This is a genomic window from Dechloromonas sp. H13, assembly GCF_009469615.1.
In the GTDB taxonomy this organism is placed as follows: domain Bacteria; phylum Pseudomonadota; class Gammaproteobacteria; order Burkholderiales; family Rhodocyclaceae; genus Azonexus.
The window spans coordinates 69,933-92,667 of the sequence record NZ_SSXX01000009.1 but is presented as its reverse complement, the minus strand read 5'-3'; the positions used below and the strand labels follow the sequence as shown (position 1 = coordinate 92,667).

Genomic DNA, 22,735 nt, shown 5'->3' with positions numbered 1-22,735 from the left:
GTCAGTATTTCACGCGGGCGAAATAGGTTTTTTCGGAAGCTTCCAGCGCCTGGCGGACGGTGACGATGCCCTTTTCCTCGAGCAGCGGCACCAGCTTGAGGAAGACTTCGGCGGTCGCCAGCGCGTCTTCCAGCGCGTTGTGGCGGCTTTCGATGTGGATGCCGAGGCGCTCCAGGATGACGTCCAGCTTGTGCGATTCCTGGTTGGGATGGACGACCGCCGAAAGCAGCAGGGTGTCGAGCACCGGCTGCGCGAACCTGACCCCGGTCCGTTCCTCCTTGAGCTGCAGGAAGCGCATGTCGAAGGCGGCGTTGTGGGCGATCAGCACGGTGTCCTCGCAGAACTCGTGGAAGGCCGGCAGGACGATGTCGATGTTCGGCTGGCCGCGCACCATGTCTTCGCTGATGCCGTGGATGGGAATCGACTCCGGCTTCAGCGGACACTCGGGATCGACCAGCTGGTTGAAGATTTCCTGGCGCAGCAACCGGTTGTTGACGATGCGCGCGGCGCCGATCTGGATGATTTCATCGCCGTTCGACGGCTCCAGCCCGGTGGTCTCGGTATCGAACACGGTATAGGTAAGATCGCTCAGCCTGCGGTCGAGGTCGATCGACTTGTCGGCGAAATTGAAGAGGTCGAAATCGTAGTACTCGGGGCGCCCGCTGCCGCGCGCGCGCTCGTCGTCGTGCACGACCTCCGGCGTGGCGACCGGCAGCACGAAGCGGAAATAGGCGCGGTGCGCCGCCTTTTCGCGCTGGTACCAGACTTCGCCGCCGTGCCGGTCGATGACGTCGCGCAGGGTCAGCGGCGTCGTTTCGCCGCCGGCGTGCATCGATTCCATTTCCCAGGTGTAGAAGGTTTCCGACGACATCGCCGGCCCCGCCCAGATCAGGTCAAGATAGGCGAGCTTGCCTTCGGAGGTCAGGCGGAAGCGCAATTCGCGCGGCCCGTAGTGATCCTGCAGGCGGGATGCGAGAAAGACCAGCGCGAAAACCAGCGAGAAGCTGTCGGCCTTGACCCACAGGGCGTCGTCGAGCTCCTCGGTCTTGGTCGGCAGCCTGAGCTTGTCCTCGATGCGGCGCTGGGCGGCGGCGATGACGTCGATGCCGAGGATGTCTTCCAGCGGCCAGCGCGCCTTGAGCGAATCGGAGAACTTGGCCATCGTCTGGTCGATGCTCTGGCCGCGCTTGGCGACCTCGTCCTCGATGACGCGGAGAAAACGCTCGCGCAGCTCGGGCTCCATGTCGGGGTAATCGAGCAGGTTGGTGACGGCGGCGCGGATGTTGCCGATGGCGGAGCGGCTGCCCTCGGTCATCAGGTGCAGGACCTGATCGCGCTGCGCTTCCTGCTCGATACTGCGGGTGATGTTCTCGACCGTCAGCACGTAGCCGGTCATCGCGGCTTCGGCGCCCTCGGCCCCGGCCGCCATGACCGGCACCATCTGGACGCGCAGCAGCTGGCCGCCGCGTGTCGTCGTGATGAAATTGGCGATCGCCGCCTTGCCGCCGGCCAGGCGCTGGCGGATGACTTCCTCGGCGTGCTGCACCTGGTTCTTTTCGAGAATCGAGAAGATCGAGCGGCCGAGACCGATCAGCGCGCCGCCGGAAACCGAGGTCGGCCCCTGGGCCAGCGCCTTGAACTGCAGGCGGGCGCGGTTGTTGTAGAGCAGGATCCGGCCGTCGAGATTGCAGACGACGACGGCCTGCGCCAGTTCGGACATCAACGCCGCCAGGCGGTTCTTCTCTTCCTCGACCGAGGCCTTGGCGGCGGCGATCTGCGTCTCGACGTCGTCCATCAGCGCATCGCGCTGCTGCGCCAGATCGTTGGCGGCGCGCGCCAACTGCTGCACTTCCGGCGGCCCTTCCGGCGTCACGCGGAAATTGCGGTTGGCGCCGAGCATCAGGCGCAGGGTTTCGGCCATACGCAGCAGGCCCTCGACGTAGTGCTTGAACAGACGGTGCAGGACCAGCACGCCGATGACGAAGCCGAACAGCGTCATGATCGTGCCGACCGGCAGGCGCGAAAGCAGCAGCTCGGTCAGCATCTGGCGCTCGGCATCCTTCATGTCGAGCCAGACCAGCAGGGAAGTGACGACGAAGGGGCCGGTCATCAGCAGACCCAGCACCACCACGGCGAGGATGAAACGATGTTTTGCCTTCATGGCGACCATCCGGATTGGATTTCGGGCTTTTGCGGCCGTCGACCGCAACAGGGGAGCGGGATCAGCGGGCCAGCATTTCCTTGACCTTCGCGACCAGATCCTTGGTCGAGAAGGGTTTGGTGACATAGGCATCGGCGCCCAGTGCCAGTCCCTTGGCGACCTCGGTGTCGCGCCCCTTGGCAGTCAGCATGACGATCTGCAGGCCGGCGCGCTGCGGATCGGCGCGCAACGCCTCGCAGACTTCGAAACCCGATTTCTTGGGCATCATCACGTCGAGCAGCATCAGGTCGGGCGCGAAGCTGGCGGCCTTGGCCAGCGCTTCCTCGCCGTCATTGGCGACGGCGACCTCGAAACCTTCCTTCTTCATCAGGAATTCGAGCGAAATGACGATATTGGGTTCGTCGTCCACGATGAGGATTTTGTACGCCATCTTTCCAGTCTCCCTTGTTATTTTTCCGTTGCCGGCAACGGCACGGTGAAGATGAATTTTGCGCCGGCGCCCGGCCGGCTTTCAACCCACAGATTACCACCAAAGTATTCGACAATCTGCCGGCTGATCGGCAGCCCGAGCCCGGTGCCCTGCGGCTTGTCGGTCATGGTGTTTCCACCCTGGCGGAATTTCTCGAAAATGACAACGCATTCCTCGGCGGTGAGGCCGGGGCCGTTGTCCGCGACCTCGACGCGCACCTCGTAGGCATCGGCGGTCACCCGCACCTGGACCAGCCCGGTTTCGCCGGGAACGAACTTCACCGCGTTCGACAACAGGTTGATCATGACCTGCGTCAGGCGGTCGCGGTCGGCCAGCACCACCGGCCCCTGTGGCGGAATGTCGCCTTCCAGCGTGACCCCGCGCTCGCGGAACAACTGGCCGAGCGATTCCATCGTCTCGCGCGCCACCTCGCCGATGTCGACCTCGCTGGTCGTCCATTCGGCACGCCCGGATTCGAGCTTGGCCATGTCGAGAATCTGGTTGATCAGGCGCGTCAGGCGCTCGGCCTCGCTGACGATGATGCCGACGAAACGCTTGCGGTCGGCGAGCTCCATTTTCGGGTCGTCGTGCAGCATTTCCGACAGCGCGCGAATCGACGTCAGCGGTGTGCGCAGCTCGTGGGTCACGGTCGAGATGAAGTCGTCCTTCATGCGGTCGAGTTCGCGCAGCCGCTCGTTGGCTGCGCGCAGTTCGGCAGTCGCCGCCTCGAGTTCCAGCGACTTGGTTTCCAGTTCCCGGCTGTAGGCGCGCACCTGGGTCGCTTCGTCGAGGATGTCGAGCACTTCCTCGAGCCCGAGATCCTCCTCCTGGGCGACCGAAGCCACCATCACCCGGGCGCTCGCCGAGCCGATGGCACCCGACAGCTGCCCCTCGGCGAAGCGGACGAACTCGGCGTCGGCCGGCAATTCCCGCCAGTCGGCGACACCGTGCGCCACCGCGTAGGCCGCCAGCTGCTGGCGCGCCCGCGGCGGCCCGAGGAAGCGTTCGAGCAGATTGACCAGTTCGTCGAGCGACGCGCTGCCGCGCCACAGCCTGGCTTCGGTATCGCGCCCACCATGCCGGAAGACGTCGACGAAACGCTCGGCCTGCCCGGCCTCGACGGCGTCCGGCCGCGAATTCAGCGATACCAGCACGTACAGCCCGATATTGGCGAACAGGCTCCACCACAGGCTGTGCGAGATTTCATCGAGCCCGGAAAGGCCGAACAGAGCCTGCGCCCTGAGCGCCTCGATGCCCCACAGCCCCTGGTCGACGAAGCCGCGGTCGATCCAGCCCGACTTGGCGAACGACGGCAGCAGCAAGGTGTACAGCCACACCGCGAAGCCGCCGAGCAGCCCGGCCACGGCGCCGGCCCGCGTCCCCTGCTTCCAGTACATGCCGCCGAACATGGCTGGGGCGAACTGGGCGACGGCGGCGAAGGAGATCAGCCCGATGCCGACCAGCGCGTAGGCTTCGCCGGCTGCCCGGAAATAGATGTAGCCGAGCAGCAGGATGAGCACGATGGCGGCCCGCCGGATGCCGAGCAGGAGGCCGGAGAGATCCTTGCGCTCGCCGACGCCCAGCCACTGCGAGCGCAACAGCCAGGGCATGACGAGATCGTTGCAGACCATGGTCGACAGGGCGATGGTCTCGACGATGACCATGCCGGTCGCCGCCGACAGGCCGCCGATGAAGACAAGCAGCGCCAGCGACTCGGCACCGCGTGCCAGCGGCAGGGTGAGCACGAAGGTGTCGGGATTGAAATCCTGCCCCGAGAAATGCAGCAGGCCGCCGAGCGCCAGCGGCAGGACGAAGATGTTGATCAGCACGAGATAGAGCGGAAACAGCCAGACGGCGCGCTTGAGGTGCGACTCGTCGACGTTCTCGACGACGATGATCTGGAACTGGCGCGGCAGGAAGATGATGGCCAGGCCGGAAAGGATGATCAGCGCGGTCCACGTCCCGGCGCGGCTCGAATCGAGCTGCAGCAGGCGTGCCGCCTCGGGCAGCGCCGCCGCCCGCTGGAAAAGATCCGACAGGCCGCCGAACATGCCGTAGGTGACGAACACGCCGACCGCCAGGAAGGCCGCCAGCTTGACCACCGACTCGAAGGCGATGGCCGCCACCATGCCCTCGTGGCGCTCGGTGGCATCGAGATGGCGCGTACCGAACAGGATGGTGAACAGGGCGAGCAGCGCCGCGATGATGAAGGTCGAATCGATCATCCCCGGCAGGAAGCCGCCGCCCGAGGTATGGAAAAGAACTTCCAGGCTCGCCGCCACCGCCTTCAGCTGCAGGGCGATGTAGGGCACGACGCCGACCACGGCGATGACGGTGACCAGCCCGGCCAGCAACTGGCTCTTGCCGTAGCGCGAGGCGATGAAATCGGCGATCGAAGTGATCCGTTGCGCCTTGCTGATGCGGACCATCTTGACGATGACGCCGACGAACAGCAGCATCAGCGTCGGACCGAGGTAGATGGTCAGGAACGACAGGCCGCCCGACGTCGCCCGGCCGACACTGCCGTAGAAGGTCCACGACGTGCAGTAGACCGCCAGCGACATGGCGTAGACGTTGGCCGTGATGATCGACCTGCCGGCGTCCGCCCGCGCGTCGCCGAAGCGCGCGACAGCGAACAGCAGCCCCATGTAGGCCGCCGACAGGAACAGGACGAAACCTGCCGTGAGCACCTATTTCCCCCGCCGTTCGGCAACCACCGCCGCCACCAGGACGATCAGCGCCCACACGCCGAACAGGTAGAGGTAGGCCGCGGGAACCCCGCCGACATCCCCGCCGGGCAGGCTGAGCAGCGGGAAGGTCAGCAGCGGGACACCCAGCAGGCCAAGCGCCGCCAGCCGCTGCCGCAACGGATTTGCGCGTTTCATGCGCCATCCCCCGAAATGAAAACGGCCGGCACGCCAAGCGTGCCAGCCGTTGTTGGCATGCAGTCCGATGTGACCACACGGAAGGTCACCTTATGGGCGACCATTGTCTCCTCCTTGCCTTTGTTGGTTGGAGGCGGCGCGGCAAGCTCGCCGCCTCCTTGACCGGCCGGGAATCAGCGCTTGCGCCGTTCCCGAATCCCCCCTCTTTAACCCTTCAGTTGCTCCAGGATCGCCGGGTTCTCGAGCGTGGAGGTGTCTTGCGTCAGTTCCTCGCCCTTGGCCAGGCCGCGCAGCAGGCGGCGCATGATCTTGCCGGAACGGGTCTTCGGCAGGTTGTCGCCGAAACGGATATCCTTCGGCTTGGCGATGGGCCCGATTTCGTGGCCAACCCAGTCGGAAAGCTCCTTGACGATCTTCTTGGTGGCTTCCGGATCGGTCGGGCGCGCGCCCTTCAGCACCACGAAGGCGACGATGGCTTCGCCGGTCAGGTCGTCCGGGCGGCCGACGACGGCAGCTTCGGCGACCAGCGGGTTGGCGACCAGCGCGGATTCGATTTCCATGGTGCCCATGCGGTGGCCGGAAACGTTCAGCACGTCGTCGATACGGCCGGTGATGGTGAAGTAGCCGGTTTCGGCATCACGGATGGCGCCGTCGCCCGCCAGGTACAGCTTGCCCTGGAAGTCGGCCGGGTAGTAGGACTTGACGAAGCGCTCGTTGTCGTTCCAGATCGTGCGGATCATCGACGGCCACGGCTTCTTGCAGACCAGGATGCCGCCCTGGCCCCACGGCAGCTCGGCGCCGGTCTCGTCGACCACGGCGAACTGGATGCCCGGGAACGGCAGGGTGCAGGAACCCGGCACCAGCGGGGTGGCGCCCGGCATCGGGGTGATCATGTGGCCGCCGGTTTCGGTCTGCCAGAAGGTATCGACGATCGGGCAACGGCCGCCGCCGACGTTCTCGTAGTACCACTCCCAGGCCGCCGGGTTGATCGGCTCACCAACCGAACCGAGGATGCGCAGGGAAGACAGGTCGTAGCTCTTCGGATGCACGGCGGCGTTGGTGTCGGCAGCCTTGATCAGCGAACGGATCGCGGTCGGGGCGGTGTAGAAGATGGTGGCCTTGTGGTCCTGGATCATCTTCCAGAAACGGCCGGCGTCCGGATAGGTCGGCACGCCTTCGAAGACGATTTCGGTGGCGCCGCAGGCGAGCGGGCCGTAGGTGATGTAGGTGTGGCCGGTCACCCAGCCGATGTCGGCGGTACACCAGAAGACATCGCTATCCTTGATGTCGAAGGTGTACTTCATGGTCAGGATAGCGTGCAGCAGGTAGCCGCCGGTGGAGTGCTGGACACCCTTCGGCTTGCCGGTCGAACCGGAGGTATAGAGCAGGAACAGCGGGTGTTCGGCTTCGACCCATTCCGGTTCGCACACGTCGGACTGGTTGGCAACGACGTCGTGCAGCCACTGGTCGCGGCCGGCAACCATGTTGACTTCGGCGCCGGTGCGCTTGAAGACGATGACGTTCTTGACCGATTCGCAACCGCCCATGGCGAAGGCTTCGTCAGCGATCGGCTTGAGCGGGATAGCCTTGCCGCCGCGGTACTGGCCGTCGGAGGTGATCAGGGCCACGGCGCCGGCGTCGTTGATGCGGTCGCGCAGAGACTGGGCGGAGAAGCCGCCGAAGACGATGGAGTGGATCGCGCCGATACGGGCGCAAGCCTGCATCGCGCAGATGCCTTCTACGGTCATCGGCATGTAGATGACGACGCGATCGCCCTTCTTGACGCCCATGCCGCGCAGGGCGTTGGCGAACTTGGCAACCTTGGAGAGAAGTTCCTTGTAGGTAACCTTGGTTACCTGGCCGTCGTCGGCTTCGAAAATCAGCGCGACCTTGTCGCCCTTGCCGGCTTCGACCTGGCGGTCGAGGCAGTTGTAGGAAACATTCAGCTTGCCGTCGGCAAACCACTTGAAGAAGGGGGCGTTGGATTCATCCAGCACCTGGGTGAAAGGCTGCTTCCAGGTGATCATCTCGCGAGCGCGCTTGGCCCAGAAGCCTTCGTAGTCGGCTTCAGCTTCAGCGCACAGTGCCCGATAGCCATCCATCCCGGACACGGCCGCGTTCTTGACCATTTCCTCGGACGGATAATAGAGCTTAACGGACTCATTCGACATATTCTTCTCCTCTGCGGTACTTCGCAATTATGTTGAAACAACCGATCGGATCTCGGGTCTGCACCCGGGACAGTAATAGCCGCACCTGCTGGAGAAACAACCCCTCCCCTCGCCGGCGTTGAGGCGGCATTAGACGTCGATAATCTTACAAAGCGCTTACGAAATCACGCTGCGGCGCAGCAATCCGGGGCATCCCGGCGGCCGGGCGCTCCGTGATAAACTTTCGCCTCCCCAAAACCCCGTCCACCCACAATGAATTCTCCCGTAAAGACTCTCGAAACCGTCATCTTCGCCAGCCGCTGGATACAGGCGCCGCTCTATGTCGGCCTGATCATCGCCCAGGCCGTGTATTGCTGGCTGTTCATGGTCGAACTGAGCCACCTGGTGCACAACGCGATCGACGCCGCCCACATCAGTGAGACCGACGTCATGCTGGCCGTCCTCGGCCTGATCGACGTGGTGATGATCGCCAACCTGCTGATCATGGTCATCGTCGGCGGCTACGAAACCTTCGTCTCGCGCCTCGATCTCGAAGGCCACCCGGACCAGCCGGAATGGCTCTCGCACGTCAATGCCGGCGTCCTCAAGATCAAGCTGTCGACCGCGATCATCGGCATTTCGTCGATCCACCTGCTGAAGAGCTTCATCAATGCCGCCAACCTGGAACAGCACACGCTGCAGTGGCAGGTGATCATCCATGTCGTATTCCTTTTCTCCGCCCTGGCCATGGCCATTGTCGACAAGACCATGACCCAGACCCTCGCCCTTCAACACGCAAAACACCACTGACCCGGAGCCGCGCATGACCGCCATCAAACAGGAAGACCTGATCCAGTCCGTCGCCGATGCCTTCCAGTACATCAGCTACTACCACCCGCTGGACTACATCAAGGCGCTGGGCGAAGCCTACGAGCGCGAGGAAAGCCCCGCCGCCAAGGACGCCATCGCCCAGATCCTGACCAACTCCCGCATGGCCGCCGAAGGCCATCGTCCGATCTGCCAGGACACCGGCATCGGCATGGTTTTCATCAAGGTCGGCATGCAGGTCACCTGGCCGGATGCGACCATGAGCATCCAGAAGATGATCGACGAGGGCGTGCGCCGCGCCTACGCAAACCCGGACAACCCGCTGCGCGCCTCCGTTCTGGCCGACCCGGCCGGCAGCCGCAAGAACACCAAGGACAACACGCCGGCCGTCGTGCATTTCGAGATCGTCGAAGGCGACCACGTCGAGGTCATCTGCGCGGCCAAGGGTGGCGGCTCGGAAGCCAAATCCAAGTTCGCCATGCTCAACCCGTCCGACGACCTGGTCGACTGGGTGCTGAAGAAGATCCCGGAAATGGGCGCCGGCTGGTGTCCGCCCGGCATCATCGGCATCGGCATCGGCGGCACGCCGGAAAAGGCCATGCTGCTGGCCAAGGAATCGATCATGGCGCCGGTGGACATCCACGAACTGAAGGCGCGCGGCCCGCAGAACCGTGCCGAGGAACTGCGCCTCGAACTGTTCGAGAAGGTCAACGCGCTGGGCGTCGGCGCCCAGGGGCTCGGCGGCCTGACCACCGTGCTCGACGTCAAGGTGCTCGATTACCCCTGCCACGCCGCCAACCTGCCGGTCGCGCTGGTGCCGAACTGTGCCGCGACCCGCCACTGCCATTTCCATCTCGACGGTTCCGGCCCGGCCAAGATCGAGCCGCCGAAGCTGGAAGACTGGCCGGCCGTGACCTGGACGCCGGACCTCAAGGCCGCGACGCAAGTCGACCTCAACACCCTGACCAAGGAACAGGTCGCTTCCTGGAAACCGGGCCAGAAGCTGCTGCTGAACGGCAAGATGCTGACCGGCCGCGACGCCGCGCACAAGCGCATCGCCGACATGCTGGCCAAGGGCGAGAAGCTGCCGGTCGACTTCACCAACCGTGTCATCTACTACGTCGGCCCGGTCGATCCGGTGCGCGACGAAGTCGTCGGCCCGGCCGGCCCGACCACCGCCACCCGCATGGACAAATTCACCCGCATGATGCTGGAGCAGACCGGCCTGATCTCCATGGTCGGCAAATCCGAGCGCGGCCCGACCGCAATCCAGGCGATCAAGGACAACAAGTCGGCCTACCTGATGGCCGTCGGTGGCGCCGCCTACCTGGTGGCCAAGGCGATCAAGTCGGCCAAGGTCGTCGGCTTCGCCGATCTCGGCATGGAAGCCATCTACGAGTTCGACGTCGAGAACATGCCGGTCACCGTGGCCGTCGATTCGGCCGGCACCTCGGTGCACGAAACCGGGCCGAAGGAATGGCAGGTCAAGATCGGCAAGATCCCGGTCGCCGCCTGATTCCAGGCCCTGACCTGGAATCGCCGAGCCCCCGCCAGCCGGGGGCTTTTTCATGCCTGGAAATTGCCGCCCGTTGCGGTCGACCCGCAAAAAACGGCAAAAATCACCATAGGCAGATCAGCGAATACGTTCCAGGCTGCCATTCCTGACACGAACGCGTTCACCGGCCCATACCGGGGGCTGTGAATCCTGCTCGATATTGGCGTTCGTGCCATCATCGAATCGCACATTGACGACCCACACCGTCGTGGTGCCGCTGGTCAGGCGGTTGCCCACGACGCCCCCGGCGGCGGCGCCGCCTACGGTAGCCAGTGTGCGCCCCCGGCCTTGCCCGACCTGATTGCCGAGTACGCCGCCGACAACCGCGCCACCAACGGTACCGGCAGTGGTACCGGAAGTCGGCACCGCCTGCGTGCGAACGGATTCAACGGTGCCGACCCGGCCTTCGAACTGGGCTGCGGAACTGCCGGTTTGCGCGTGCACGGTTGCGGCCAGCGGTGCTGCCAGGCTCACGCCGAGCACCAGCGCGCGAATCAAGCTTTTGTTTTTCATCGTTTTTTTCCTCAAGTCAAAGTGGATTTATAGGCAGTCGGATTTGAGTGGCATATTCTAGCCCGCTGACAGGCGCTTTCCGTAAAATCCTGTGGCTCGCGGCCAACCAAAAAAAAAAAGCGAACCGTTTGCAAGACCCGCTCACGATAACCCTTTGCTGCAGCCCATGTTCCGAAAATTCCGCATCCTGATCCTGCTGCTCATCCTCGCCACCGTCGCCCTTGGCGCGTGGCGGGCCAACAGCCGGCTGACGGCCTGGGAACACACCGTCCACGTCGCCATCTACCCGATCGCCGCCGACGACTCCCCGGCGACGGCCCGCTTCGTCGCCGAACTGAGCGATGACGATTTCGCCGACATCGCCCGCTGGCTACAGGAACAGAGCGACCGCTACGGCCGTTCGCTCCTGCAGCCGGTCGCGCTGCGCGTCGCGCCGCCGCTCGCCGTCCGGCCGCCGTTGCCGCGTGCCCGTCCCGGCCCGCTCGACGCCATCGTCTGGAGTCTGGAGCTGCGCTGGTGGGCGTCGCGCCACGACGATATCGCCGGGCCGCGACCGCAGGTCCGGATATTCGTGCTCTTCCACGACCCCGAACGCGCCAGCGCCCTGCCCCACTCCATCGGCCTGAGCAAGGGCGGGATCGGCGTCATCCACGCCTTCGCCAGCCGGCCACAACGGCGGCAGAACGCCGTAGTCATCGCCCACGAACTGCTGCATACCTTCGGCGCCAGCGACAAGTACGACCTCGCCACGCTGCAGCCGATCCACCCGGCGGGCTACGCCGAACCCGACCGGAATCCCCGCCTGCCGCAGGACAAGGCGGAAATCATGGGCGGCCGCACACCGATCGACGAGCAGCGCGCCGACATTCCCAGCAGCCTCGCCGATACCGTCATCGGCAGCGAAACCGCCCGGGAAATCGGCCTGCTGCGGTCGACGCCGTAAAACTGCCAAATTTCAGAAGCAGATGCGCCAAGCTGGTACCGTCACGACACAGAACTGCCGGATCCGCTTGCGATTTCTGCCCCGGAGCGGCACACAGGCACGCTCAGAACCACGGAAAGCAACTCCGTCTGCTTCGACGTCATGGTCTTCTGCATCGCGGCCTGCAGTTGGCTACGGACCGTTGCAACACTGATATTCAAGGCCTCCGCACATTTTTGCGCTGATTCGACCTGACAGCGCGCCAGGCAGGTTCGCGCTTCGGCCGAGGTCAGGCCGAACAGAACCATCAATTGCTCCGGGCTCGGCAGTTGATGCCAACCACGTTCCTGCACCATGAGCATGGCGCCGCCGCGACGACCGAGAATGCTCGGGCAGTCACTGGCCGCCCGCAGAGGCAGGACCTGGATCAGCAATTTGCCGCATGGACTGCTCCAGATTTCGCGCACGCTCCCGATCTCCTGAATCACCCGCGCCAAGCCACCGCGCAAGCGGTATTGCATGCCACCTTCTGCTGCCGCGAAGTCACGTACCACAAGTGAATACAGGCTCAGGAGTTCTCTGGCGCATTCGTTCGCATACATGAGCTCGCCGCTCCTGCGCGAAAAGGCAATCCCCGTGCAGACCAGATCCAGTGCTCCTTCGAGCATGGCAACATTCCATGGATCCTTTGGCGAGCCGACGCTATTCATTCTTGATGGTGGCTTACGCGATTTGACAGGGTTTGGAGTTGGTCGCCGGTTCGGAAGTTCATCCATTCTGATGATGACAAATGCGGAGTAACCGGAACAGACTCCACTTCAACGATGCGCTCGCTGCAATCTCAACCTGCTCCATGAGCCGGGTTGTTCGAGCGGCATCGTCAACCAGGCAAATTTTCTACCAATGGAAGGGAGAAAATCATGTCACCCAAAGTCATTGCCGCAGCTATCCTCGCCCTGGGCGTGGCCAGTCAAGTTCCTGCCGCCCCAGTCAAGGTCACCCCCAATCATCAAACCGGCGCAGTTCATAAGGTCACGTACCACCAAACCGGCATCAAATCCCGGCACGTCAGCAAGGACGCCATTTCGGTCCAGTATGCGGCGCTCCATGAATCCAGTGCGGTACCCCACGAAATCAGAATCCAGAGCGCAGAGGAAGCATTCACGCGCAATTCCTGCTGCCCCTGATTTCGCGTCGAGTTAAGCAAAATCACCCATATGCCCGGCCGCCGCTGCCAACTTCCCCGGCCCCGGGCTAAAGGTGGCGTCTTGTTGCTCTCCACGACCCTGAGCGAAATCCCCACCCGCCTCGCCAGCGCCATCATCAAAACAAAAGCCACGCGAGAAATCGGCCTGCTGCGGTCGACGCCGTAAACCGGGCGATTTCCGGCGCGGGCCGGGAAAGGCATAAGATTGGCGCCATGCGATCGAACCGCCACCCGTTGCATGCCAGCCTCTGCCGCCTTGCGGCAGGCGTCCTCTTTCTGCTGACGGCCGCCCTGTTCCCGCTGGCGGCCGCGGCCCAAGTCTTTTCGAGCGAAGTCCAGCAGTTCCGCGCCATCACCCTCACCGAAAACCTCGAACACCCGTGGGGCCTCGCCTTCCTGCCCGACGGGCGGATGCTGGTGAGCGAGCGACCCGGCCGCTTGCGCCTGGTCGGTGCCGACGGCAGGCTCGATCCGCAGCCGGTGAGCGGCCTGCCGGCGATCGCCGCGGTCGGCCAGGGCGGGCTGCTCGACGTCGCGCTGCATCCCGACTACGCGCGGAACGGCTGGCTCTACCTTTCCTACGCCGGCGAGGGCCCCGGCGGCTACGGCACTGAAGTGCTGCGCGCGAAGCTCGACGGCCATGCGCTGCGCGACGTGCAGGTGATTTTCCGCATGCAGCCCAAATCGAAGCCCGGCCATCATTTCGGCTCACGTCTCGTCTTCGACCGTCAGGGCTACCTCTATATCACCCTCGGCGACCGCGGCGAGATGGAGCGCGCCCAACGCATCGACGACCACGCCGGCTCGGTCATTCGCCTGCACGACGACGGCCGGGTGCCGGCCGACAATCCCTTCGTCGACAGGCCGGGGGCGAAGCCGGAGAAATTCACCCTCGGCAACCGCAATGTCCAGGGTGCCGCGCTGCATCCGCAAACTGGCGAGGTGTGGGCGCACGAGCACGGCCCGCAGGGCGGCGACGAGGTCAATATCCTCCGCGCCGGCGTCAATTACGGCTGGCCGGTCATCACCTACGGCCGCAACTACGTCACCGGCACCAGGATCGGCGAAGGCACGGCCAGGCCCGGGATGGCGCAGCCGCTGCTGCAATGGACGCCGTCGATCGCGCCCTCGGGGATGGCCTTCTACACCGGCGAGCGCTTTCCGCGGTGGCGCGGCAACCTATTCGTCGGCGCGCTCAAGTTCCAGATGCTGGTCCGCCTGCAGCTGGATGGCGAACGCGTCGTCCACGAGGAGCGCCTGCTCGACGGCGCGCTCGGCCGCATCCGCGACGTTCGCCAAGGCCCCGACGGGCTGCTCTACCTGCTGACCGACAGCCCGCGGGGCCGCATCGTCCGCCTCGAACCGCTGCCGGCCGCCGGCGCGAAATAACCCCACGATTCAAGGGCTTGATTTTCCCGGCCAGGTCGGCGATAGTTCGCGCTCGTTTTCATTTTCACGCATCCCCATCCGCATGAACGCACACCGTACCTTCCGCTCCGCCGCTGCCCGCGCAGTGTCGCAGGTCATCGTACGCGTCGTCATCGTAGGCGTCATTACGCACGCGCCGTCGCGGATCGGGTAAGCAAGCAAGACAGCAGATTTCCCAAACCCCCGCCGGCGCAAACGGCGGGGGTTTTTGTTTGCAGCTCCGCCGGAATCGCCAGAACCCGAAAGGAGCCTTGCATGACCGAAACCCTCACCGGCGCCCAGATCGCCATCCGCCTGCTAGAACGCCAGGGCGTGCGTACCGTCGCCGGCATTCCCGGCGGCGCCATCCTGCCGATCTACGACGCCCTCGGGCAATCGGCGCTGATCCACCACGTCCTCGCCCGCCACGAACAGGGCGCCGGCTTCATGGCCCAAGGCATGGCGCGCGCCAGCGGCCAGCCGGCGGTCTGCCTCGCCTCCTCCGGCCCCGGCGCGACCAACCTGCTGACGGCCATCGCCGACGCCAAGCTCGATTCGATCCCGCTCGTCGCCATCACCGGCCAGGTGCCGAAGGCGATGATCGGCACCGACGCCTTCCAGGAAGTCGACACCTACGGCCTGTCGATCCCGATCACCAAGCATAATTTCCTCGTCACCTCGGCCGAGGAACTGCTCGACGTGATTCCGCGCGCCTTCGGCATCGCCGCCTCCGGCCGCCCCGGCCCGGTGCTGGTCGACATCCCGAAGGATGTGCAGACGCAGGCCATCGAGGTCGCCGACTGGCCGGCGCCGGGCGCCCGCGAACTGCCGCCGGCGGCCGATGCCTGGGCGATTTCCGAAGCGGCGGCGATGATCAACGGGGCCAAACGCCCCATCCTCTACCTCGGCGGCGGCGTTGTGCATGCCGGTGCCTCGTCGGTTGCGGTCGACCTCGCGGAAAAGGCCAATTTGCCCACGGTAATGACGCTGATGGCGCTCGGCGCGATGCCGGTCGACCATCGCCTGTCGCTCGGCATGCTGGGCATGCACGGCGCCCGCTGTACCAACCTGGCGCTCGACGAGTGCGACCTGCTGATCGCCGTCGGCGCCCGCTTCGACGACCGCGCCACCGGCAAGGTCGCCGCCTTCTGCCCGCAGGCCAGGATCATCCACATCGACATCGACGCCGCCGAACTCGACAAGATCAAGACCGCCCACGTCGGCATCGCCGCCGACGTGCACGAGGCGCTCGTCCGCCTGCTGCCGCTGGTCAGTGAAAACGACCGCAAAGCCTGGGTCGACCGTACCGATGCCCTGAAGCGCGATTTCCCGCAGCACATGCCCGACCTCGACCAGCCGCTGTCGCACTTCGGCCTGATCCGCACCGTCGCCGCCTGCCTCGACGACGAGGCCATCATCGCCACCGACGTCGGCCAGCACCAGATGTGGGTCGCCCAGGGCTACCCGCTGCGCCGCCCACGCCAGTGGCTGACCTCCGGCGGGCTCGGCACGATGGGTTTCGGCGTGCCGGCCGCCATCGGCGCCGCGCTGGCCGAACCGCAGCGCACCGTCGTCTGCTTCACCGGCGACGGCTCGATCCTGATGAACATCCAGGAACTGGTCACCGCCGCCGAGGAGAACGTCAACGTCAAGATCGTGCTCATGGACAACGCCTCGCTCGGCCTGGTGCATCAGCAGCAGACGCTGTTCTATGGCGAGCGGTTGTTCGCCTCGCAGTTCAAGGCGACGCCGGATTTCGTCAAGGTCGCGCAAGGCTTCGGCATCGCCGCGGTCGACCTCGACACCGCCGCCAATCCCTGCGCCGCGCTGATGGACGCCATCGCCCGCCCCGGCCCCTGCCTGATCCACGCCAGCATCGACGTCGAGCAGAAAGTCTTCCCGATGGTGCCCCCCGGCGCCGCCAACCACGAAATGATCGGAAACTGAACATGAATGCCATCAACCGCAACGAACTGCAGGCCCTCTCCCGCGCCGTTCTCGAAATCGACGTCAACAACCACCCCGGCGTCATGTCGCATGTCATCGGCCTCTTTTCCCGGCGCACCTACAACGTCGAGGGCATCCTCTGCCTGCCGGTCGGCGACGGCGCGTGCAGCCGCATCTGGCTGCTGGTCAACGAGGACCAGCGCCTGCCTCAGATGATCAGGCAGGCGGAAAAGCTGGAGGACGTCATCGCCATCCGCCGCCACAACGCCGACCACGCGGTGTTCAGCGAACTGGAGGCCTTCTTCCGGCCCTGACGGTGGCGCCGCGCCGACGCCGATGATCCGGACGCTGTCGCGTCTTCGCGGGAAACAAGGAGGGCGCGGCGTCTGTCAAACGCTTGGTCGGGTTTCAACGGAGATTCGCGCATGCCGTCTTGCAGGTTTGGCTGGTTCAGGCATTTGGCCGGATGGCCGCTCCTGCTGGCGGCGCTGGTCTTGGGCGCTGGCGGACTGGCGGCGCCGGGCGCCGGCAGCGTGCTCGTCCTGCGGCTGGAGGGCGCGATCGGCCCGGCCACCGTCGACTACATCCGCGGCGGCCTGACGCGCGCCGCCGCATCGGGCGCCGGGCTGGTCGTCATCGAGATGGATACGCCGGGCGGCCTCGACACCTCGATGCGCGCGATCATCAAGGACATCCTCGCTGCGCCGGTTCCCGTCGCCACCTTCGTTTCCCCTGAAGGCGCCCGGGCGGCGAGTGCCGGTGCCTACATCCTGTATGCCAGCCATGTCGCCGCGATGGCGCCGGCGACCAATCTCGGCGCGGCCACGCCGGTCGCCATCGGCATCGGCGGCGAGCAGCCCGGCGCCAAGCCGGCGGCCGGCAGCGGCAAGAAGGAAGCCGAATCGCCTGAATCGACTGCCAAGCCGCTCGCCGGTAGCGACGCGATGACGGCCAAGTCGGTGTCCGATGCCTCCGCCTACATCCGCAGCCTGGCGCAGTTGCGCGGTCGCAATGCCGAATTCGCCGAACGCGCGGTGCGCGAGGCGGCCAGCCTGTCGGCGGCCGAGGCGCTGGAAAACAAGGTGATCGACCTCGTCGCCGTCGACCTGCCGGACCTGCTCGCCCGCCTCGACGGTCGCCAGGTCGTGCTGGGCAGCGGCACGGTGACCCTGGCGACCGCCAAGGCCACCATCGAGCGTCTTGACCCGGACTGGCGCAACCGCATCCTTGCCGTGATCACCACGCCGCAAATCGCGCTGATTCTGATGATGATCGGCATCTACGGCCTGTTTTTCGAGGCCACCTCGCCCGGCTCCATCGCCCCCGGGGTGGTCGGCACCATCTCGCTGCTTATCGCGCTCTACGCCTTCCAGCTGCTGCCGGTGAACTGGGCCGGCGTGGCGCTGCTGGCGATCGGGGCCGGACTGATGCTGGCCGAGGCCTTCGTGCCGAGCTTCGGGGTGCTCGGGGTCGGCGGCTTCGTCGCCTTCGTCGTTGGCGGGCTGTTCCTGATGGATGCCGAGGCGCCCGGTTTCGGCATTCCGCTCGCCCTGATCGGCGGGCTGGCGCTCGCCAGCCTGGCAACCCTGCTGATGATCGGCAACTTCGCGGTGCGCAGTCACAAGCGACCGGTGGTCAGCGGGCGCGAGGAAATGACTGGCGCCCTCGGCACAGTCAGCGGCCCGGCCGACGGCGGCGACTGGTGGGTGACCGTGCATGGCGAGAACTGGCGCGCCCGCTCGGCGGCGCCGCTCGCCACCGGCTACCGGGTGCGCGTCGACCACCTCGACGGCCTCACCCTGGACGTTTCGCCGGTCGGCGATTCCTCAACATTCGGGAGTACATCATGATCGACCTGCAACTCGGCTTCCTTCCCCTGCTGCTGGCGCTCGCCTTCCTCGCCTTCAGCTCGATCAAGATCCTGCGCGAATACGAGCGCGGCGTGATCTTCATGCTGGGCCGCTTCTGGAAGGTGAAGGGGCCGGGCCTGGTAATCGTAGTCCCCGGCATCCAGCAGATCGTCAAGGTAGACCTGCGCGTGGTGACCATGGACGTCCCGCCGCAGGACGTCATCTCGCGCGACAACGTCTCGGTCAAGGTCAATGCCATCGTCTTCTTCCGCGTCGTCGATCCCGAGAAGGCGATCATCCAGGTGGAAAACTTCCTCGTCGCCACCAGCCAGCTCGCGCAAACCACGCTGCGGGCGGTGCTGGGCAAGCATGAACTCGACGAAATGCTCGCCGAACGCGAGCGCCTCAACCTCGACGTGCAGCAGATCCTCGATGCCCAGACCGATTCCTGGGGAATCAAGGTGACCAACGTCGAGATCAAGCACATCGACCTCAACGAGAGCATGGTGCGCGCCATCGCCCGCCAGGCCGAAGCCGAACGCGAACGGCGCGCCAAGGTGATCCACGCCGAAGGCGAGAAGCAGGCGGCGCAGGCCCTGCGCGAGGCGGCCGAAATGCTCTCGCGCGAACCGGCGGCGATGCAGTTGCGCTACCTGCAGACGCTGACCCAGATCGCCGGCGACAAGAGCTCGACGCTGGTCTTCCCGGTGCCAGTGGATATCCTGCGCAATCTGTTCGAGCGCGCCACGAAAGGCGCGCCTTCGCAGTCCTGATTCGCCCTGCTTTCCGGCCCGACCGGCGCGACATCAAATCAGCGGGCGGTGCGGACAGCTATACTCGCTGCCTGTCCATCACCCCACGTTCGACATGTCCAGCAATCTCCCCGCCTGGCAGCCCCAGGCCACCTATTCCGACATCCTTTACGAAGCCGCCGAAGGCATCGCCAGGATCACCATCAACCGGCCCGAGCGGCGCAACGCCTTCCGCCCGGAAACGGTGAAGCAGCTGATCGACGCTTTCCACCGCGCCCACCACGACAACGCCATCGGCGCCATCATCCTGACCGGCGCCGGCAGCGAAGCCTTCTGCTCGGGCGGCGACCAGACGGTGCGTGGTGCCGAAGGCTACATCGACGAAGGCGGGACGCCGCACCTCAACGTGCTCGACCTGCAGATGCAGATCCGCCGCTGCCCGAAGCCGGTGGTGGCGATGGTCGCCGGTTTCGCCATCGGCGGCGGCCATGTGCTGCACCTGGTCTGCGACCTCACCATTGCCGCCGACAACGCCCGCTTCGGCCAGACCGGGCCGCGCGTCGGCAGCTTCGACGCCGGCCTCGGCGCCGGGCTGATGGCGCGCACCATCGGCCTCAAGCGCGCCAAGGAAATCTGGCTGCTGTGCCGCCAATACGACGCCGCGACCGCCCTGGACTGGGGGCTGGTCAACGCCGTCGTGCCGGTAGAAAAATTGGAAGAGGAAACCGTGAACTGGTGCCGCGACATGCTCAAGCTCTCGCCGATGGCGCTGCGCATGATCAAGGCCGGTTTCAACGCCGACACTGACGGCCTCGCCGGCATCCAGGAACTCGCCGGCAACGCCACCGGCCTCTTCTACATGAGCGAGGAAGGCCAGGAAGGCCGCAACGCCTGGCTCGAACGCCGCCCGCCCGACTTCGGCAAATACCGCAAGCGCCCGTGAAGGTCGTCGCCGCCGACTGGCTGCCCTACTGCCTGCCGTTGCGCTGGCCATGGCAGACCAGCCGCGGCACGCTGAACGAACGCCGCGGCCGCCTGCGCCGCCTGACCACCGATGACGGCCGCACCGGCTGGGGAGACTGCGCCCCGCTGCCGGAATTCGGCATCGACGAAGCCGCCGCCACCGCCTTCGCCGAGGAGAGCGCCACCCTCGACCTCGCCGCGCAACGCGCCGGCCTGTCGCTCAACGCCTGGCTCAGCGGCCGCGCCCCGCTGGCGTCGGTTGCGGTCAACGCCAGTTTCGGGCCGATTTTCACGGTCGACCGCGACAGCCTCGACCAAGCCGCCAGCGCCGGCTACACCGTCGCCAAACTGAAAGTCGGCGTCGCCCCGGTCGACGACGAAATCGCCGCCCTGCAACGCCTCGCCGCCACCCTGCCGCCCACAATGCGCCTGCGCCTCGACGCCAACCGCGCATGGACCTTCGCCGAAGCGCAACGCTTCATCGCCGCCTGCGCCGGCCTCCCGGTCGACGGCCTCGAAGAACCGCTGGCCGCCCCCGACGCGGCCCGGCTCGCCAGCCTGCAAATGGCTGCCGCCTTCCCGCTCGCCATCGACGAATCGATTCATCTCCTCGACACTGCCTTCTTCCACCACGCGCCGGTGCGCCGCCTCGTACTCAAGCCAGCCCGCCACGGCGGCCTGCTCGCCAGCACCGAACTCGCCCTGCGCGCCCGTGCCAGCGGCATGGAAGTCATCGTCACCGCGGCCCTCGAAAGCGCCTGCGGCATCGCCACCCTCGCCCACCTCGCCGCCGCCGTGGCACCCGACGCCGTGCACGGGCTGGCGACCGGCGAATGGCTGGCCAGCGATGTCGGCCTGTCACCGCCCATCATCGACGGGAGAATGCAATTGCCGAAAGGCGACGGGATCGGCTTCGCGATGGCCGGAGCCCGTTGAATCGCCCGGGAACGCAAGTCATGGCTGCCGCGCTATTGGGTGGCAGCCGGGGACGCCGCAAGAAAGTAGGGGAACCCTGACAGAGATCGCAGTGTTGCCTGACACCGATCAAGCGATCCGCCGCTATTGCCCGAACAGGGAAGCAGCCAAGATTCGGCTCATCGCCCGGAAAGCGGTTGTCACCGTGGGCTTAACAGACGAGGCCATATGAATCAGCACTTCGATTTCATTTCACAAAGCGTCAATCTTTTCCGCGAGGTGAGCACGGCGCTGCTATCGGGTTCGGAGCAGATGTTCTCCCTGCAACTCGATGGTGCACAGTCCTGCGTTGCCCGTGGCAGTGACCATTGGCGGCTGGTTTGTTCCGGCCTGAATGCCATGCAGGGGCCAGGGCCGTCTGCGGACATGGTGCAGTCGGGAATACGCAATGCCATCGCGATGACCCGTGACAATGTGCTGGCGGCTTCGGACTATCAATTGGCCGCGTTGCATCTACTGCGACGTCAGGGCACCGAGTTGCAGAAAGCCATCGCCGCATCGTTCAACCGCCATCTTGCCAATATCGGGCGGGAACACGTTCCTGGCAAGTGAACCGTCAGGGTGGCGCGGATTTCCCTGAAATACGCTGCCTGGATCAAGGGAGACACCACCCGGATAACCCGCTGATCAACCATCCTAACCGCAATAGAGCCATCCGGACCCAAGTAAAGACAGCAACCGACAAGCGTTGCAGAGCGACCAAAGGAGATTTCGCATGATTGATGACAACACTGCAGAAGAAGCCGACGAAACCCATGAGCATTTCGTCAAGCGCGCCGGCGATGTGTTTCCGGTGAGTTATGTCCGGTCTTGGTCGCGGGTCGAACGGGCTGTTTTCAACCACCTCGTCGCGCAACTCATCAATAACTATCGCTACGCTGCCATTACCAATGAAATGCTCAGACGGTGCCGGGACGACATGGAGGAGATCGTCCGGCGACTTCTGGCTCGGGCAGCCTGAATTCGTTGCCACCGTGCATGTTCGTTATCTTCGATAAACCAATATTTGGCAGCGAGGTGTTCCTGTGGCAATTACCGCAAACGTTGGTGCCCTGCCCGACGGATTTGTTGCATCACTGAGCGATGGTCACAGCATCGAGGCCAGCGGTCTGGGCGAACTGGCCAAATCGGTCTTCGGCGTGGGCGTGGCTGCTGGTGATGTCCAATACGATTGGCGTGCCGGGCAGCGGATGCTCACCGCAGGTCAACAAGCAGCCTTCGCTGCCGAGATGCGCCGGCTTGGGCAAATCGCGTCTTCTTCCGCACGCGTGCAACATTACGAATACCTGCTGGCTCAGCGGCAGCCTGAACTGATGAAATGACGCATCGCGGTCGATGGCGGCAACTGCGGCACACTTCGCGACCGCATCGCCAACGCTTGCTGCGGCGAGAATCAGGCAATCAATACCGGATTTGAACGGACGGTGCGCGCCGATCACCAGGGGATAGGCTTGCGGTCACGGAAGAAGCCGCCAGTGGGCCCGTCATCGGGCAGCGTGGCGAGCCAGATCACCGTGTCGATACCCTCCGCGAGCGTACGCGGGGCATCGGGGCCACCGAGGTCGGTCCGGCACCAGCCCGGACAGACCGAATTGACCTTGATCCCGCTGCCTGCCAGCTCGGCGGCGAGAATCCGTGTCACGGCATTCACGGCGGTTTTTGAGATGCGATACGCTGGCGCACCTGCCTGCATGTCCGATAACTGGCCCATCCCGGAAGCGAGATTGACCACTCGGCCGGCATCGCTCGCACGCATTAACGGGATCAGCGCCTGAGTCACCCGCAGCACCCCGTAGAGGTTGGTTTCCAGGGTCGCACGCAGGATTTCCAGCGGGAGATCGAGCAGACTCGCGCTGTAACGGTCGAGCGAAATGCCGGCATTGTTGATCAACACATCAACGCGACCGAAGCGCTCTCCAAGCCACGCTGCCAGCGTGACCACCGAATCGTCGTCGCTGACGTCGAGCGGGTGGCACGCGATCCGGTGACCTGCCGACCGGAGTTCTGATCGCAAGCTTTCAAGATCCTCCGGACGGCGCGCCGTGGCAACGACCATGTGCCCTTCGACAGCCAGATGCCTCGCTGCCGCACGTCCGAGACCGCGACTGGCGCCGGTGACAACGCTGATGCGTTGACCGGTCATGCCGGATC

General features: G+C 65.2%; 22 protein-coding genes. 13 read left to right on the top strand and 9 right to left on the bottom strand.

The window, feature by feature from the left end; translation table 11 throughout:
• Position 1: 1 nt before the first annotated feature.
• The 5 genes from GH660_RS16375 to acs form a co-directional block, all read right to left on the bottom strand.
• The gene (locus tag GH660_RS16375; RefSeq protein ID WP_153147835.1) at positions 2 to 2,161 is read right to left on the bottom strand and encodes an exonuclease domain-containing protein; all 2,160 of its coding nucleotides are present in this window, start codon (positions 2,159 to 2,161) and stop codon (positions 2 to 4) included.
• Between the two features lie 61 nt (positions 2,162 to 2,222).
• Positions 2,223 to 2,591 carry a response regulator transcription factor gene (locus GH660_RS16370; protein WP_153147834.1) on the bottom strand — a complete coding sequence of 123 codons (369 nt, stop codon included), beginning with the start codon at positions 2,589 to 2,591 and terminating at the stop codon, positions 2,223 to 2,225.
• A 17-nt stretch (positions 2,592 to 2,608) separates the two neighbouring features.
• The gene (locus GH660_RS16365) at positions 2,609 to 5,320 is read right to left on the bottom strand and encodes a sensor histidine kinase (RefSeq protein ID WP_228276537.1); all 2,712 of its coding nucleotides are present in this window, start codon (positions 5,318 to 5,320) and stop codon (positions 2,609 to 2,611) included.
• Positions 5,321 to 5,515 (bottom strand): hypothetical protein, encoded by a 195-nt coding sequence (locus GH660_RS16360; RefSeq protein ID WP_153147833.1) that lies wholly within the window; start codon positions 5,513 to 5,515, stop codon positions 5,321 to 5,323.
• A gap of 206 nt (positions 5,516 to 5,721) precedes the next feature.
• Complete coding sequence (gene acs / locus GH660_RS16355; RefSeq protein ID WP_153147832.1) at positions 5,722 to 7,686, bottom strand: acetate--CoA ligase; 1,965 nt, start codon at positions 7,684 to 7,686, stop codon at positions 5,722 to 5,724.
• Between the two features lie 252 nt (positions 7,687 to 7,938).
• Between acs and GH660_RS16350 the strand changes: the two genes are divergently transcribed.
• Complete coding sequence (locus tag GH660_RS16350) at positions 7,939 to 8,475, top strand: TIGR00645 family protein (protein WP_153147831.1); 537 nt, start codon at positions 7,939 to 7,941, stop codon at positions 8,473 to 8,475.
• Positions 8,476 to 8,488: 13 nt separating this feature from the next.
• Positions 8,489 to 10,009 carry a fumarate hydratase gene (locus GH660_RS16345; RefSeq protein WP_153147830.1) on the top strand — a complete coding sequence of 507 codons (1,521 nt, stop codon included), beginning with the start codon at positions 8,489 to 8,491 and terminating at the stop codon, positions 10,007 to 10,009.
• A 117-nt stretch (positions 10,010 to 10,126) separates the two neighbouring features.
• Here GH660_RS16345 and GH660_RS16340 read toward each other — a convergent pair whose 3' ends face one another.
• Complete coding sequence (locus GH660_RS16340) at positions 10,127 to 10,561, bottom strand: glycine zipper 2TM domain-containing protein (RefSeq protein WP_153147829.1); 435 nt, start codon at positions 10,559 to 10,561, stop codon at positions 10,127 to 10,129.
• A 166-nt stretch (positions 10,562 to 10,727) separates the two neighbouring features.
• Between GH660_RS16340 and GH660_RS16335 the strand changes: the two genes are divergently transcribed.
• The gene (locus GH660_RS16335; protein ID WP_153147828.1) at positions 10,728 to 11,504 is read left to right on the top strand and encodes a hypothetical protein; all 777 of its coding nucleotides are present in this window, start codon (positions 10,728 to 10,730) and stop codon (positions 11,502 to 11,504) included.
• Positions 11,505 to 11,545: 41 nt separating this feature from the next.
• On the opposite strand, the gene GH660_RS16330 is transcribed toward GH660_RS16335, so the two are convergent.
• Positions 11,546 to 12,151, bottom strand: coding sequence for a hypothetical protein (locus tag GH660_RS16330; RefSeq protein WP_153147827.1), 606 nt, complete (start codon positions 12,149 to 12,151; stop codon positions 11,546 to 11,548).
• 252 nt (positions 12,152 to 12,403) lie between these two features.
• Here GH660_RS16330 and GH660_RS16325 point away from each other — a divergent pair, with 252 nt between their 5' ends.
• The 10 genes from GH660_RS16325 to GH660_RS16280 all read left to right on the top strand — a co-directional run bounded on the left by GH660_RS16325 (position 12,404) and on the right by GH660_RS16280 (position 21,545).
• The gene (locus tag GH660_RS16325) at positions 12,404 to 12,670 is read left to right on the top strand and encodes a hypothetical protein (RefSeq protein ID WP_153147826.1); all 267 of its coding nucleotides are present in this window, start codon (positions 12,404 to 12,406) and stop codon (positions 12,668 to 12,670) included.
• A 233-nt stretch (positions 12,671 to 12,903) separates the two neighbouring features.
• Complete coding sequence (locus GH660_RS16320; protein WP_153147825.1) at positions 12,904 to 14,079, top strand: PQQ-dependent sugar dehydrogenase; 1,176 nt, start codon at positions 12,904 to 12,906, stop codon at positions 14,077 to 14,079.
• Positions 14,080 to 14,373: 294 nt separating this feature from the next.
• Complete coding sequence (gene ilvB, locus GH660_RS16315; RefSeq protein WP_153147824.1) at positions 14,374 to 16,044, top strand: acetolactate synthase large subunit; 1,671 nt, start codon at positions 14,374 to 14,376, stop codon at positions 16,042 to 16,044.
• A gap of 2 nt (positions 16,045 to 16,046) precedes the next feature.
• Positions 16,047 to 16,358 (top strand): acetolactate synthase small subunit, encoded by a 312-nt coding sequence (gene ilvN, locus GH660_RS16310; protein WP_153147823.1) that lies wholly within the window; start codon positions 16,047 to 16,049, stop codon positions 16,356 to 16,358.
• A gap of 111 nt (positions 16,359 to 16,469) precedes the next feature.
• Positions 16,470 to 17,894: a nodulation protein NfeD gene (locus tag GH660_RS16305; protein ID WP_153147822.1), complete on the top strand. Its 1,425-nt coding sequence runs from the start codon at positions 16,470 to 16,472 to the stop codon at positions 17,892 to 17,894.
• Positions 17,891 to 18,667, top strand: a complete 777-nt coding sequence (locus tag GH660_RS16300) for a slipin family protein (RefSeq protein WP_153147821.1) — start codon at positions 17,891 to 17,893, stop codon at positions 18,665 to 18,667. Before GH660_RS16305 ends, GH660_RS16300 begins: the two co-directional genes overlap by 4 nt.
• Before the next feature lie 94 nt (positions 18,668 to 18,761).
• Positions 18,762 to 19,589 (top strand): 1,4-dihydroxy-2-naphthoyl-CoA synthase, encoded by an 828-nt coding sequence (menB, locus tag GH660_RS16295; protein WP_153147820.1) that lies wholly within the window; start codon positions 18,762 to 18,764, stop codon positions 19,587 to 19,589.
• Entirely contained in the window at positions 19,586 to 20,545 is a 960-nt protein-coding gene (locus GH660_RS16290; protein WP_228276536.1) for an o-succinylbenzoate synthase, read from the top strand. The genes menB and GH660_RS16290 overlap by 4 nt, the downstream gene beginning before the upstream one ends.
• A 207-nt stretch (positions 20,546 to 20,752) precedes the next feature.
• Complete coding sequence (locus GH660_RS16285; protein WP_153147818.1) at positions 20,753 to 21,136, top strand: hypothetical protein; 384 nt, start codon at positions 20,753 to 20,755, stop codon at positions 21,134 to 21,136.
• 163 nt (positions 21,137 to 21,299) lie between these two features.
• On the top strand, positions 21,300 to 21,545 hold the full coding sequence (locus tag GH660_RS16280; RefSeq protein WP_153147817.1) for a hypothetical protein: 246 nt from the start codon (positions 21,300 to 21,302) through the stop codon (positions 21,543 to 21,545).
• Positions 21,546 to 21,657: 112 nt separating this feature from the next.
• Here the strand turns inward: GH660_RS16280 and GH660_RS16275 are convergent, their stop codons facing one another.
• Together GH660_RS16275 and GH660_RS16270 are read right to left on the bottom strand one after the other, a co-directional pair.
• Positions 21,658 to 22,023, bottom strand: coding sequence for a hypothetical protein (locus tag GH660_RS16275; protein ID WP_153147816.1), 366 nt, complete (start codon positions 22,021 to 22,023; stop codon positions 21,658 to 21,660).
• Positions 22,020 to 22,727 (bottom strand): SDR family oxidoreductase, encoded by a 708-nt coding sequence (locus tag GH660_RS16270; protein WP_153147815.1) that lies wholly within the window; start codon positions 22,725 to 22,727, stop codon positions 22,020 to 22,022. The genes GH660_RS16275 and GH660_RS16270 overlap by 4 nt, the downstream gene beginning before the upstream one ends.
• Positions 22,728 to 22,735: the final 8 nt, after the last annotated feature.